Below are 13,933 nucleotides of genomic sequence, written 5' to 3'. Positions count from 1 at the left end.
TCCTTCTATGGTGAGATGAAGTGGTCGGGAAACCAACTTTATCCTACCATGAAGTGAGGTTTTTTTATTACCACGCTATAAGCTCTCTGGAACCCCCGGCATAGCCAGGGGTTTTCTAAACCATTAATAAAAAATGAGGATGACTTCACGAAGTCATCCTCATTCTTATTTCTTATATGTGGGATTTACATTATACACATGATTAGTGAACGATTACGTAGTCGCCAGCCTCATCATCGGAGTAAAGCCAGTGATAGTACTCTACTTCCACATCTGTCATCTTTAGTACTTTTTCAGCACCCATTGTTGTTTTGCTGCAAAGAAATTCTACCATGTGATTTCGTACTTGTTGGCTCATTCTTACTCCTCCTTTTCAGCGATTTTTTATTTTTTGTTATCGCTTTCAATTTGTTGTTTTTAGTATATCTCTAAAACCGATGCAATACCAATATCAAAAATGGCTCAATCTCATCAAATTGATAACGCTTTTGGATAAGACGAAAAATATCCTCTAAAAAGAGATCCATACAAAGCAATTTACTCATTGAACAGCAAAAACACACAGAAATTTTTCGTTTTCTGTGCGTTTTTATAAAAATTATTCAAATGTGCCCTTTTTTACAATCTCACCCTCTAAAATCATTACTTCACCTTTTGCTAATACGGTTTCCATTTCGAGTGACTCTTTATGAACGAGGACCATGTCAGCATCTTTCCCTTCTGCAATTTCCCCTTTTGTTTTTAACTTTAACAGGTGTGCCGGGTTTTTGGTAATCACTTTAATTGCCGTTTCAATCGCAATTCCTTCCGTTAAGATCGCATCCTTTACTTCTTTATATAACGAAGAGACACGGCCAATTTGAAGCCCCGCAAATTCCCCGTTTTCGTTAAATGCCGGAAGACTCGCTTGGCCGTCTGAAGTAAAGGTGATTTGTTCGATCGGAACCCCCGCTTCTAATGCACACTTTAAGCCGCTGCTGCATTTCACTTCTCCTTCTTCTAAAAACTGTGGAATCGTACTCGTTGTAAAATCAATATACCCGCCCTGTTTCGCATAAAGAAGGCCTGCTTCAAAAAGCGCTCCATTGCGGTTAATATGAGTCGGATGAAAGGTTTTAATTGGAATATCCGTTTTGTTGACAACGTCTTCTAACAGCGCTAATTTTGCAGGACTGTCTCCTACATGAACATTTACAATGCCCGCTTTTCCAGACAGCATGCCGCCAATTCGTGCTGCTGAGGCAATTTTTGTAATTTCTTCTGCGGTTGGCTGTGAGGAACGATGATCACTAATCGCAATTTCGCCTACCCCAATAATCCGATCAATTAAAATAAGATCATCTTCAATTTTCCCTGTTAATGTTTTTACAGGCACTTGATAGCTTCCCGTATGCACGTAACATGTAAGCCCTTCTTCTTCAAGACCGCGCGCCTTTGCGATTAAATCATGCATTTTTCGTGTTGTCCCGTCTGTTCCAATCACACCAACAAGTGTGGTTACACCAGCTGTTGTCGCCTCCGTTAAGTTTAGTTCAGGTGTTCTCGTTTTAAAACCGCCTTCCCCACCGCCGCCAATAATGTGAACATGGGAATCAATAAAGCCTGGGAACAAATATTTCCCTTCTCCGTTAATAACTTTAGGAGCAAGAGACTCAGGAAGGTCAATATGATCTTCTATTTGGGCAATTTTATTAACAGCGATCAGCACATCTTTTTTTCCTTTATATTCCGGTGCGTAAATTTCCGCGTTTTTTATAAGTGTGAACATCCATTATCCACCAACCTTTTTCTTCTTAAACATTTATTAGAACGTTCTTTCCTTGCAGTTTTTTATTTACTTATCCCGTGCATCGTTTAGAGAATACCAACTATTCGAAACAAAGTCCATCTTACCGTGCCGCAGCTAAGCTTTTATCAACAGTGCTCTTCAACATAACAAAAAAATCACCCGCACTTTTAGGTACGGGCGATCTTTTCTATGTGGGATTTACATTATGCCTTTAATTAGTGAATTCTTACGTAATCGCTAGTATCGTCATCGGAGTAAAGCCAGTGGTAGTACTCTACTTCTGCGTCTGTCATTTTTAGTACTTTTTCAGCACCCATCGTTGTTTTGCTGCAAAGAAATTCTACCATGTGGTTTCGTACTTGTCGGCTCATCCTTACTCCTCCTTCTTGGCGATTTTTATCATTTGTAATCGCTTTCAATTTGTTAACTCTATTGTATAGCTAAATCCGATCTAATACCAATATCAAAAATGGCTTAATTTTATTAAACTAATAACGTTTTTGGATGAGACAACTTTTAGACAGCAATTCACCACTTCTTCCTTCCAAACTTTTGGTAAAAATGAAACTTTTCCACTTCTCAATCGTTTATACTACTAAGAGAATCAATAAGAAAGGATTATGCGTGATGACTAAAACAAAACGACTGCTGTCAGGGGTTCTTTCTACTTCACTTGCGCTTGCCGCCTGCAGCAGCCCGGAACAAGTCGAATATGAAACAATTGACGAAACAAGTGAACCGCTTCCTGCTGAAAAAGAACCAACTCCCTACACTTATGACAGAGAGGTAGAACTTGACGCCTATGAAGATGACTTTCCAAATGTGGATTTAGAAGCAGTAGAAGATTATCTCGAGGATAACAACATTGCCTATGACGAAGCGGAATTACTCGATTATTTAGAAGATCTTAATGAAAACGGCCAGCCAAATGAAGAACACCATTTTGCGAGCGGCTTTCCGTGGTGGTTGTTTTTATTATCGGCAAAGTCTTCAAAGCCAAAATCATCAAAGAGTAAGACGACAACACAAACTCAAAAACCTTCCACTTCTTCCTCCTCTAAATCTTCAACCTCTTCCTCAGGATTTGGTACCGGTACAAAAGGCGGTATGACAGGCTCTTAATACTGTACTGGGCTGTCTCAAAAGCATAGAGTCAGACCCTCCCCGCCTCATATATAGGATACGTTTTATAAAATGGATCTATATCTTGGATGAGGTTGTGGGGGGGCAGATCCTACTGAGACATCCCTGTTTCCTCTATTTATAAAGAAACTCTATCTCTCCCATGCAGGCGTTCATTTCAGCCATGTATTCCGAACATGCACCGCAATCGGCATGCTGTCTATCCTTCATTTTGAATGCATATCTTTTTAACGATTCAAATATAAGTCCTTTGACCTATTTTTTGTAATTCAAATGTAAAAATACTTAAAAGAAAATATGATACGATTAATTTAAAGCAGGTTAGAAAATTCTGATATTTATTTATCGTATCTTTTTCACTTTAAAAACTAAAAGTAATCGGGGGCTGTATTGCATGCAGAAAAAGATTATACCAATGGCCTTGGCAACAGGGATCATTCTTTCTACAGGGGGACAAGCCTTTGCCGCCTCAGGCAGTAACATTATTAGCAGCGGTGAGCAGTATCTTGGCAAGCCTTATTATTACGGAGCACTCGTTGGAGATACGAATAAGTTTGATTGTTCCTCCTTTGTTGTTACAGTCTTTCGCGAATTTGGCATTAATCTGCCTAGGACAAGCCGTGAACAAGCAAATGTAGGAACACCGGTTGCAAAAGAAAATCTGCAAATTGGAGATCTTTTATTTTTTGACACAGACTTTGATGGTGTCATTAATCATGTGGGCATTTATTCTGGAAACGGAAAAATGATTAATTCTCAATATACTTATGGTGTATCCTATGCCAATGTTTTTTCATCAAGTTATTGGGGACCAAGCTTTGTAAAAGCAGTACGTGTTTTAACGAGCGAATCATCTAAAGAAACTGCACCATCTGCGCCTAAACCGCATCAGCCATCCGCTTCGTCTATACATACGGTACAATCTGGTGATTCATTATGGAGCATCAGCAAAAAATATAACATAAGCATCACAACCATTAAACAATTAAACAGCTTATCATCGGATACGATTTATCCAAATCAAAAACTAAAAATTTCTCAAACAGCACCGACTTCTAATGAAAAGACGCAGCCTAATCGTGAGCAAAATCTGTCGTCTAATGAAACTACTAGTCCATCTTCTTCTAGTTCCACAGCAGTCACTTACAAAGTACAAGCAGGAGACACGCTTTGGAATATTAGTAAAGAATTTGGCACAACAATTGATAACCTGCAAAAACTAAACAATCTAACCACTTATGTAATCTTTCCTGGTCAAACATTAAAAGTGTCAGAAGCACAAGAAAAAGCGGAAAATGGCAAAGAACCGAATCAGCCATCTGCACCTTCTTCTCCTGCTAACAATAATGATGCCAGCTCATCGGCAGGCTCTTATTTTGTAGAAAACGGTGACTCGTTATGGGGAATTGCTCTTGATCAAGGCATTACAGTAAACACACTAATGAAAGCAAATAATCTATCTTCAACCGTCATTTATCCTGGACAGCATCTTGTCATTCCAAATTAAAGGACAGTTCTTTACATATAGGCATGTTAAAAATAAAGAAAATCACTAAAAAGCTGGCAAAATAAATTTTTGCCAGTTTTTTTATGCAAAAAATCAAATTTTATGTAAATAAAAGGATTTTTTATTACAAACACCAAAAACTGTGTTTCTTGGAAATCTCTGCTGTCAACAAGAATTTTTATCCAATTATCTTCATGCTCCGACATAAAATTACAAATATCAACCTTTCGCCCTATTATTTGTAACACATTCGTAAAACTAAACAGATGAAAAATTTGGTATTATAAATCTCGTGGACAAGGGAACAGAAACAAGTTGCATAAAACATCATTAATATTCATAGTCAAATAAATTTAAAATAGACGTTTACTTATAGATCACCGAGAGAATACTTAGTAGTTAACTTGGAATAGTTTCCCAATTGGTACACTACTTAAGATTCTAACATTACAAACATCCAATTGGAGGGGTTTTATATTATGAATATGAAGAAGAAATTTTTACCGATCGCATTAGCAGCCGGAATTGTATTAACATCAGGTGGACAAGCATTTGCAGCAGCAGGAAATGACGTAATTAATACTGGAGAAAATTATCTTGGTAAACCATATGTATACGGTGCAGCAGTAGGAGATACGAGCCGTTTTGACTGTTCATCTTTTACAGTAACAGTGTTTAAACAATTTGGAATTAGTCTTCCTCGTACAAGTGTTGGACAATCATCAGTTGGAACAGCTGTTTCAAAAAGTAATTTGCAAGTTGGTGACCTGCTTTTCTTTGATACAGATTACGATGGTGTCATTAATCATGTTGGAATTTACTCAGGAAACGGGCAAATGATCAATGCACAAAATTCTTACGGTGTTTCTTATGCAGGTGCATTTAATTCTTACTGGGGCCCACGTTTCGTATCAGCGCGTCGTGTGTTAAGCAGCAGCTCGACCGCTGTAAGCACAACACCTTCACAAACTAGCAGCAGCACATCGGTTCATACTGTGCAGTCTGGTGATACATTATGGGAAATTAGCTTAAAATACAATGTGAGCACTTCAAGCATTAAATCCCTAAATAATCTTTCTTCTGATATGATTTATGTTGGACAAAAACTTAAGCTTTCCGGATCAGCGCAAACAGTAAGTTCACAGCCGGAAGCAGTCCAAGCTGAGGGTACAAGCTCTACTTATACTGTAAAAGCTGGTGATTCTTTATGGGCTATCAGCAATCAATTTGGCACATCTGTTTCAAGCATCAAGTCATTAAACAATCTTTCTTCTGATATAATTTATGTTGGACAAAAGCTTAGAGTTTCCGGAACAGCTGAAAGCACAACAGCAGCTTCCGTTTCGACTACTTCTTATACAGTCAAAAGCGGTGATTCTTTATGGGCTATCAGCCAAAAGTTTAATACAAGTGTGAATGCCCTTATGAAGGCAAACAACTTATCTTCTTCAACAATTTATCCGGGACAAACATTATCAGTTTCATAATTTCAAAAGCTGGCAGAGCGACTCTGCTGGCTTTTTTTATTTAAATAAAAAAGATCGATAACCTCTACTTCCTCTATACCACGATTTTTCTGAGCTAAAACCTTTTTTAAAAAATAAATTTTTTAACTTTCATTCGTTTCGAAGCATTTTTCGTTCATAATGTGCATTGCATTTAAGAAGGGGGAATGTTGTATGCTTTCAAAACCAGCAGCGGCTGTGTTAAAAATAATTAATCAAAAAATTGAGGAGTTATGGGAAGAAGAAGTGTCGTTTTTACAAAAGCTCGGCCGCTATCCGAGTACACTTGGAAAGGAAGCAACGGTGCAGCATTATATCGCTGACTACCTCGCCAATGATCTCGGTCTTCGCACAGAAACATTTATTCCAGACCCAAAGCGCCTTTCAAAGCTTCCCGGTTACTCCCCAGCAGAATGGTCTTACGCGGGACGGCCGGTTGTAGTCGGCACATGGCAAAGCACCGGACCGAAAATAGGAAAAAGCTTAATTTTGCAGGGACATGTTGATGTGGTAAGTCCTGAGCCGGTGTCCTTATGGAATTATGATCCATGGGGAGCTGTGATTGAAGGAGATAAAATGTTTGGGCGCGGCATTCAAGATATGAAATCCGGCATTGCGGCAATGATTTTCGCCTTAAAAGCCGTTAAAGAGTCCGGTGTCATCCTCGGCGCTGATGTGCTCGTTCAAACGGTGATTGAAGAAGAATGTACGGGAAACGGAGCGCTTGCCGCACTTGATAAAGGTTATACAGCAGACGGTGCATTAATTCCTGAACCTTTTGGATTAAACGGTCTAACAAGTCAAGTTGGCGTCATTTGGATGAGAGTAAAAGTAAAAGGAGCCGGCGCCCACGTGGAACGCGCTTCACAGGCAGTTAATGCGATTGAAAAAGCGTATCATCTTATCGGAGCGCTTAGTGAATACCGAAAGCTTATTAATAAACGCCCGAAGCATCAGGACTTTGCTCATATTGAGCATCCTCTCAATGTAAACATTGGCATGATTCATTCTGGAGACTGGCCTTCAAATGTGCCTTCCTTGTGTACTTTTGAAGTGCGAATTGGTTTTTACCCGGGTCAACATCCTGACGATATAAAAGCAGAAGTAACCGAATGGCTTTTTGATGCTGCTAAAGAAGATGACTGGCTGAAAGAAGTGCCGCCGGAAATTACGTTTTATGGCTTTCATGCAGAAGGTGTATCTCTTGATCGTGATCAACCGCTTTTCCACACATTAGCCCGCGCCCATCATGCTGTAACTGAAAAACCGCTTCACTCCATCTCAACCACCGCGACAACTGATATTCGGTTTTATAACTTATATTACGGCATCCCGGCAACCTGTTATGGACCAGTTGGCGCAAACATGCACGGTGCTGATGAATGGGTTGATTTAAACAGTGTGAAGACCGTTACCAAAACCTATGCCGTCTTTCTTCTAGAATGGTGCGGCATCCATACGCTTCCTTCTTAATGCAAAAGCAGCGTCTCTACTTGGCGCTGCTTTTTATATGTCTTTTTCACGTGGACAAAAAGGGCGATCTGTCTTTTTGCGGGGTCTGACCCCTCATAATGATAAGCACTTCAGCACATACTACCGGTGAGGTGAGAACATGTCAATAAAATGGTTAATTCCGCTAAGCTTTTGGCTCACTGGTCTTCTTATCGCTGGAAGTCCCGGCATTTTATTTCGTAAGTTTGTTCATGAGAGAGGCGAAGTTGAACAAAAAGCGCGTACTTCAAGAAAGAAGCATCTGCCATCCAAACTTTTCTTTACAATTGAAAAAAATGCAATGGATATGGTTCCATGGTGGCTTTTTACATTAATTTGTACGATTTTAGCTCTTATTCTAATTACATTCGGCTTTTTTTCACTCGGCTTTTTGCTTTGAAAATAAAGTAGAACAGTCTAAAAAACATTTGTAAACATTAGGAAATATATTATAATAAACAGGAGAAAACCGCCTTATTTTCCATAGAAAGGTAGTAATAATAATGAAGTACTCAATTCTTATTCTCCTATTTATTATTGTAATCAGCATAAACGGCTATTCGTGGGTGACAATTTATAAACACATCAATGAAGAGGATGCCGCTTTAACATCAGAAGAAAGAGAAATAACCACTGTTAGTCATCTTAAGAAGCCATTTAAAAACACTAAATCTCCTGCTTCCTTTTTTGATGCTCATAAGCCGCTTATTTTATTTATCGTCACCTGCTACATTAGTTTTGTCGTAACATTTTTTTAATTCTTTTACGGCTCGGCTGTTTTTCATATATCGTCATGGCGCTTGCTGTATGTATTAGTTTTTCCGTCAGCTTTCTAGTTGGCAGCACGATGAATGGCCGTTTAATCACTGCTTTTTTCAGCGGCTCTCTGTTAGGACTAGTAACTGGAATTGTTTTATTAAGAATCTTTAATGAAAAAGAAGATGAAGAGCAGTTAGCCTTTTTATATCCTTCCTTTCGTGCGATTTGGACGCCGCTTGAGGCGTTTGGCATTTATTTCGAAGAATGCAGTGAAAATGGGAAACTGTATATGAGGCTTCGTTCAGCAAAAAAATCGAGTTGTTTCAAATAAAAAGATCTGACTTATGAACAGTCAGATCTTTTTCTAATCCAGATTTTTAGTTTTCTTTACTAATAATATGTTTTAAACCTTCTTCCGTCGAACTGAAGGTTGACCACGTATAATCAAAGTTTGTTAACGAAAGTGCTAAATGAGGAGAAACCCCTACAATAAAACATGTTACCCCGAGAAGCGCTAATGCTTGACACATTTTATTAATTTGATAGCCGCTCATATCGTCCATTTTTCGTAAGCCGCTTAAATCAATTAAAATATAACGCGCTCTTCTTTTGACGCATTCATCTAAAACACGTTCAAGCAGTGTATTATAACGATCTTCATCTAATATTCCAATGATCGGAAGGGCAAGAACACGATCCCACACCTGTAAAATCGGAACAGATAATTCTCTAATTAACTGCTCACGCTCTGTCTCTTTTCTCGCTTTTTCAGTTACATCCATCAGCATGACGATATAGCCTTCTAATTCTTCTTGATCATTTCGGATCGGTGTAATGACAATATCTGCAATATATTGATCTTTAATATTAATGGTTGCTCGGTGAGTAGAGGTGAGATGTTCCATTAAATCTGGTTGATAGTGCAGATCTCGATAAAAATCGGTCATATTTTTGCCAATCATCTCCTGCACATCTGCTACGCCAAATAAATGAGCGACCTGTTCAAACAGCTGCTTTGCTGTCGCATTCATCCACACCACATTATACTCTTTATCAGCAATAATAACATTTTCGCCAATGCTTTCTAGAATCCATTTATATTCAATCGTTTCAGGCAGTTTTCCGATTGCTGTCATCTGCAGTCCCCCTCTTCTGTTAGCTTTTATCTTCTATATAGACTGGCTGTATTTCTAAAAAGAGTGCTTTCATTTGCAAGGATATCATCAAGCGATTGGGCTTGCTTATGAAGCTTTTAATATTTTATTCTAATCATAACATAAATTACTATTTAAGGGGATTTTAAGAACTTATCTCGCATTTTTAGCCCCCTTTTACAAACAAAGGGAGCTTCATTTCATCCATTTATGAGCAGATTAGTCATCGCTTTTATCCAATTCATCCGCAATCATGACAAGCTCATCGCGAAGCATTAATGACTGCTCACGGTTGAGTTCAATTCGTTTGCCGCTGAAATTCAATGCAATTGATTCTCCTTCACTGTTAATAGCTCGGTAAAGAGAGCGCAGTTTATCAGATGAATAAGCCCCTTCCCGAATTGGCACTCCGCCAATACTTGAGATAATACATTTGTTATTTTGAATGCGTCCGGAAAGAATGCTGCTTAACTGTTTACCTGCTTCTATTACTTCTTCTACTTCTACTTCTACTTTCTCTACCACTTCTCTTTTCTGCTTTTTTGCCCATACAGCAGATATATGTTCAATCTCAATGCGAAAAGGGCTTCCTAATTTATCGAAATAGACGCGTCGATCAATCATAATATCTTCTAATGATAGCGTCGCTTGAGGAAGTTGTTCCTTTTCTTCTGTTAAAATTTCTAACGTATCTTCAAGAAGCTCCTGTGCTGCCATGTGAACCTTATCTTTGTTATGACTAACTATACTCGCTGGAATACCTGCTTGTATAAAGTCAGGAAAACAAATATGAATCCGGTATTCATTCTTTCGTTTCCGATCTGATTCATAATAAAACACACATGGATACGTATAAGTTTTTGTCATATGACTTCCCCCTTAACGATTTCCATTTATTAAAAACTTCGTCTAGCGTTAACCTGTTAAGTCCGTGTTAACGATTTCGCAACTCATCGCTCATTTTCCTGCCAATTTCAAAAAAGCAGCCAATTTAAAATAATTGGCTGCTTTTTATGTCTTTTTCACGCGTACAAAAACAAGCGATTTGTCTTTTTGAGGGGTCTGACCCCTCGTGTGTTATTTCACAATCATTACCGGACAGTTTGCTCGTTTGGCAACTTTATGACTAACACTTCCTAAGATCATTTCCTGCAGGGAGTTTAAGCCGCGGCTCCCGATGACAACAAGATCAAAATGATTTAAATTCGCATATTCGACAATTGTTGGACCGGGTTCGCCGCGAAGAAATTTTAATTCATAAGAAATCCCCACTTCTTCGGCCTTTTTTAAAATCGTATTTACTTTTCCTTTTCGCTTTTCTGCGATTCCTAATGAATCCCAATTATGTAACACGTCTTCTTTAGATGCTGCACCGTCTACAACATAAACGACTTTTACATTGGCTTCTTCATGGCACTGGGCGATCATTATCGCCTTTTCAGCCGCTCTTAAAGAATGTTCTGATCCATCAGCAGCTAATAATATTTTTTTAAACATTTGACACGCCTCCCATCCACTACAATCCTTATCCGACTCATTGCAAAAACATTTAATAATAAATTGATAACTTTTCAAGCAGTTTTGAGCTTTTTTTATTCAATCCTGTAATCGTGACCGCGGCATCTTGCTCTTTAAATTTTGTAATGATTTTATCAATCGCTCCGACCGCAGAATCATCCCAAATTTGCGCTTCTGTTAAATCAAGCTCAACGTATGCGCTGTTTTCTTTAAAATCAAAGGAAGCTAACAAATCAGTGACCGAGGCAAAAAAGAGCTGACCATAGATGTAGTAAACGGTTTTGTCTCTTTCTTCAATGAATTCGTTTTCCACTTTGATTTTAGATACATTATTAGCAAAAAACAGGGCACTTAATACTACCCCGGCAAGAACACCTTTTGAAAGGTCATGGGTAAGCACAACAGTAACAACGGTTACGACCATTACAACAGCATCCGCTCTTGGCATCCGGGCTAAATTTTTTAAAGAGGACCAATCAAATGTACTGAAGGAAACCATAAACATCACGCCAACTAAAGCCGCCATCGGAATCTGTACCACCCATTCCCCTAAAACAAGAATTAAAAACATTAAAAACATCCCTGCGATAAAGGTGGAGAGCCTTCCCCGCCCCCCTGACTTTACGTTAATAACCGATTGTCCAATCATCGCGCATCCTGCCATCCCTCCAAAAAATCCTGTGACAGTATTTGCAATTCCTTGGCCGCTGCTTTCTCGATTTTTATCGCTGTCTGTATCTGTCATATCATCAACAATTGAAGCAGTAAGAAGACTTTCTAATAACCCAACAATTGATAAGGCAAGGGAATACGGAAAAATAATTGAAAGGGTTTCAAAATTGAATGGCACTTCCGGCAGCGAAAACAGCGGCAGCTCTTGTTTTAATGCGCCCATATCTCCTACTGTCCGCACCTCACTGCCGCTCGAAATCGCAAAAATCGTTACGACAATAATCGCAATCAATGGAGATGGTACCGCTTTTGTTGCTAATGGTAAAAAATAAATAATTGCAAGAGATGCCGCAACCATGATATACATTTCAAGCTGCTCTCCCGCAAAATGAGGGAGTTGGGAAGTGAAAATTAAAATCGCTAAAGCATTGACAAATCCCACCATTACAGAACGTGGAATAAACTTCATAAAACGCGCCAATTTAAAAATCCCAAAGAGGATTTGTAGAAGACCTGTTAAAATCGTTGCCGCAAATAAATACTCAACCCCATAATCGGCAACAAGCGTTACCATCACAAGCGCCATCGCTCCTGTTGCCGCGGAAATCATCGCAGGTCGTCCGCCGGCAAATGAAAGAATAACCGCAATTAAAAACGAGGCATGCAGTCCAACCATTGGATCCACGCCAGCAATAATCGAAAACGCAAGCGCCTCTGGAATTAAAGCAAGCGCCACGACAATCCCTGCTAAAATATCTCCTTTTATATGTCCAAACCATTCTTGTTTCACAAACCTTCACACCCCGACGAATTGACTTTGAGACTCTTTTTCTTTAATTTGTCCAATCACTATCAAGACATGCGCCCCACAAAAGAATAGGTTCAGGCATCCATCATGGATAAATGCCTGAACCTCATTTATTAATCGCTAAACAGCTGTATCCTTTTCATCTCCATAAAGCCAAAAGTAATAATCAATTTCTCGATCCGTCATCGTCACGATCTTTTGATGATGAAGGGTTGTTTTTGTGGACAAAAAGTTTTCCATATAGTTGCGAACTTCTCGTTTCATTTTCTCATCCCCTTAATTGGCTTTATTAAAATCGATTTGTTGTAAATAATATTACAAATATCCATCAAAAAAATCTTGATATTTGTAAGAATTCCTTACAAGAAATATTAGTAAGCCGCTTTTAGAGGGGAAAAACGAGATTGCTTACTTAAAATAAATGAAGAACAGCCTTATTTCTTCATAAATAGTTAGTTTTTAATAAAGCCAATGTCGTTTAATGCCTGCTTTAAGGTAGAGTATGTATCAATATTTTTAAATTCAATGCCAAGACTTGTAACCGTCTGTGCAATTGTGGGACGAATGCCTGTAATTTTCGCTTCAACCCCAATAAGTTCAAGCGCCTTAATGACATCCATAATGTATTTGGCTGTATTCGTATCCACAACAGGAACACCTGACACATCTAATATTAAATAACTAACCTTCAGCTCAATACTGCGATGAAGAGTTGTGCTCATTAAATATTGAAGACGATCTTCTTCAATATTGCCAACTAAAGGCACGACCGCAACATCATCGCTAAGCGGTACAATTGGAACGGTTAATTCAAGAATGGTATCCTGCGCTTTTTTTAAATTATCGTTATAGCTTTTCACATAAGCTAAGCTAAAACAGTACACACATTGATCTAAAAGCGGATCAATAATCGCCCCTGCTTTTAACAGCTCTTTAGCGGACAAATCAAGTGATTCACTTTCTTGATCAATAAACTCCCAAATGGCCATTCGAAAAAAACCTGTCCCTTTTAAGGATTCCTCGAGCGGCAGTTTTTCAGAAACGGCAATTTCTCCCGCACGTTTTCCCCAGCTCGATACCTTGTCAAATACTTCATCTTTCTCTTTAAACAATGCTTCACCAAGATAAGAAACAAACTGAACGGATAGCTCTTCTGCATCTTTTTCTGTAATGGTTTGGAATTTTTCCTGTGCAGCCATTTTTTGATAGTCTAAATCTTCATTTGCTCGAAGTTTTTTCGCATTTACAGCGATTGCATAGCTGTTTTCAATAATTTTTTGACCTAGTACTGCCAATGGATCGATTGCTTCCACCTTTGGTTCCACTCCTTTTGCAAGTTCCTATTAAATTTGAATAAATTATAGCATAGTTGAATAAGCACCTATTACTTATAAGAGGCTTTCATTCAACTGAAACGCTTATAAATAAATGATTCGCTGTTCACTATGTAAAAACAAAAAAGCAATGCAGCAAACGAAATGTGCATTGCCCGTCGTTTACAATTTAAAAACCTATATTTAACCCAGATAACATACTATGAAGTAATTTTATCCAGCCAAAAATCGAGAGCCATAAAGGAATGCTTAA

Annotated in this window: 16 protein-coding genes; 7 read left to right on the top strand and 9 right to left on the bottom strand. The window is 38.5% G+C overall.

Annotated features, from left to right (window positions below; genetic code table 11):
* Window positions 1–202: 202 nt before the first annotated feature.
* From DS031_RS19420 to DS031_RS19410, 3 genes are all read right to left on the bottom strand, one after another.
* Window positions 203–358, bottom strand: coding sequence for a BH0509 family protein (locus tag DS031_RS19420; RefSeq protein ID WP_113807791.1), 156 nt, complete (start codon window positions 356–358; stop codon window positions 203–205).
* Between the two features lie 240 nt (window positions 359–598).
* Window positions 599–1,768 carry a beta-aspartyl-peptidase gene (gene iadA / locus DS031_RS19415; protein WP_113807790.1) on the bottom strand — a complete coding sequence of 390 codons (1,170 nt, stop codon included), beginning with the start codon at window positions 1,766–1,768 and terminating at the stop codon, window positions 599–601.
* 236 nt (window positions 1,769–2,004) lie between these two features.
* Window positions 2,005–2,160 (bottom strand): BH0509 family protein, encoded by a 156-nt coding sequence (locus tag DS031_RS19410; protein ID WP_113807788.1) that lies wholly within the window; start codon window positions 2,158–2,160, stop codon window positions 2,005–2,007.
* A 256-nt stretch (window positions 2,161–2,416) separates the two neighbouring features.
* On the opposite strand from DS031_RS19410, the gene DS031_RS19405 reads away from it, so the two are divergent.
* From DS031_RS19405 to DS031_RS19370, 7 genes are all read left to right on the top strand, one after another.
* The gene (locus tag DS031_RS19405) at window positions 2,417–2,911 is read left to right on the top strand and encodes a hypothetical protein (protein ID WP_113807786.1); all 495 of its coding nucleotides are present in this window, start codon (window positions 2,417–2,419) and stop codon (window positions 2,909–2,911) included.
* A 415-nt stretch (window positions 2,912–3,326) separates the two neighbouring features.
* A complete protein-coding gene (locus tag DS031_RS19400) occupies window positions 3,327–4,439 on the top strand; it encodes a LysM peptidoglycan-binding domain-containing protein (protein ID WP_113807784.1) in 1,113 nt (370 codons plus the stop codon).
* 479 nt (window positions 4,440–4,918) lie between these two features.
* A complete protein-coding gene (locus tag DS031_RS19390) occupies window positions 4,919–5,926 on the top strand; it encodes a LysM peptidoglycan-binding domain-containing protein (RefSeq protein WP_245947555.1) in 1,008 nt (335 codons plus the stop codon).
* Window positions 5,927–6,118: 192 nt separating this feature from the next.
* The gene (locus DS031_RS19385; protein ID WP_113807780.1) at window positions 6,119–7,417 is read left to right on the top strand and encodes an ArgE/DapE family deacylase; all 1,299 of its coding nucleotides are present in this window, start codon (window positions 6,119–6,121) and stop codon (window positions 7,415–7,417) included.
* Window positions 7,418–7,556: 139 nt separating this feature from the next.
* The gene (locus DS031_RS19380; RefSeq protein WP_113807778.1) at window positions 7,557–7,835 is read left to right on the top strand and encodes a hypothetical protein; all 279 of its coding nucleotides are present in this window, start codon (window positions 7,557–7,559) and stop codon (window positions 7,833–7,835) included.
* Window positions 7,836–7,938: 103 nt separating this feature from the next.
* The gene (locus DS031_RS19375; RefSeq protein WP_113807776.1) at window positions 7,939–8,193 is read left to right on the top strand and encodes a hypothetical protein; all 255 of its coding nucleotides are present in this window, start codon (window positions 7,939–7,941) and stop codon (window positions 8,191–8,193) included.
* An 89-nt stretch (window positions 8,194–8,282) separates the two neighbouring features.
* Window positions 8,283–8,525, top strand: coding sequence for a hypothetical protein (locus tag DS031_RS19370; RefSeq protein ID WP_113807774.1), 243 nt, complete (start codon window positions 8,283–8,285; stop codon window positions 8,523–8,525).
* A gap of 46 nt (window positions 8,526–8,571) precedes the next feature.
* Here DS031_RS19370 and DS031_RS19365 read toward each other — a convergent pair whose 3' ends face one another.
* The 6 genes from DS031_RS19365 to DS031_RS19345 all read right to left on the bottom strand — a co-directional run bounded on the left by DS031_RS19365 (window position 8,572) and on the right by DS031_RS19345 (window position 13,659).
* Window positions 8,572–9,330, bottom strand: a complete 759-nt coding sequence (locus tag DS031_RS19365; protein WP_113807773.1) for an STAS domain-containing protein — start codon at window positions 9,328–9,330, stop codon at window positions 8,572–8,574.
* 237 nt (window positions 9,331–9,567) lie between these two features.
* Window positions 9,568–10,215: a hypothetical protein gene (locus DS031_RS19360; RefSeq protein WP_113807771.1), complete on the bottom strand. Its 648-nt coding sequence runs from the start codon at window positions 10,213–10,215 to the stop codon at window positions 9,568–9,570.
* 210 nt (window positions 10,216–10,425) lie between these two features.
* Window positions 10,426–10,845 (bottom strand): universal stress protein, encoded by a 420-nt coding sequence (locus tag DS031_RS19355; RefSeq protein WP_113807769.1) that lies wholly within the window; start codon window positions 10,843–10,845, stop codon window positions 10,426–10,428.
* 52 nt (window positions 10,846–10,897) lie between these two features.
* On the bottom strand, window positions 10,898–12,328 hold the full coding sequence (locus tag DS031_RS19350; protein WP_113807767.1) for a SulP family inorganic anion transporter: 1,431 nt from the start codon (window positions 12,326–12,328) through the stop codon (window positions 10,898–10,900).
* A gap of 138 nt (window positions 12,329–12,466) precedes the next feature.
* On the bottom strand, window positions 12,467–12,610 hold the full coding sequence (locus tag DS031_RS23885; protein ID WP_181833255.1) for a hypothetical protein: 144 nt from the start codon (window positions 12,608–12,610) through the stop codon (window positions 12,467–12,469).
* 188 nt (window positions 12,611–12,798) lie between these two features.
* Window positions 12,799–13,659: an STAS domain-containing protein gene (locus tag DS031_RS19345; RefSeq protein ID WP_113807765.1), complete on the bottom strand. Its 861-nt coding sequence runs from the start codon at window positions 13,657–13,659 to the stop codon at window positions 12,799–12,801.
* Window positions 13,660–13,933: the final 274 nt, after the last annotated feature.

The organism is Bacillus taeanensis, assembly GCF_003318295.1.
Lineage (GTDB): Bacteria > Bacillota > Bacilli > Bacillales > UBA6769 > Maribacillus > Maribacillus taeanensis.
Note: the sequence above shows the minus strand (reverse complement) of the source record. Positions and strands in the feature narration are given on the sequence as shown.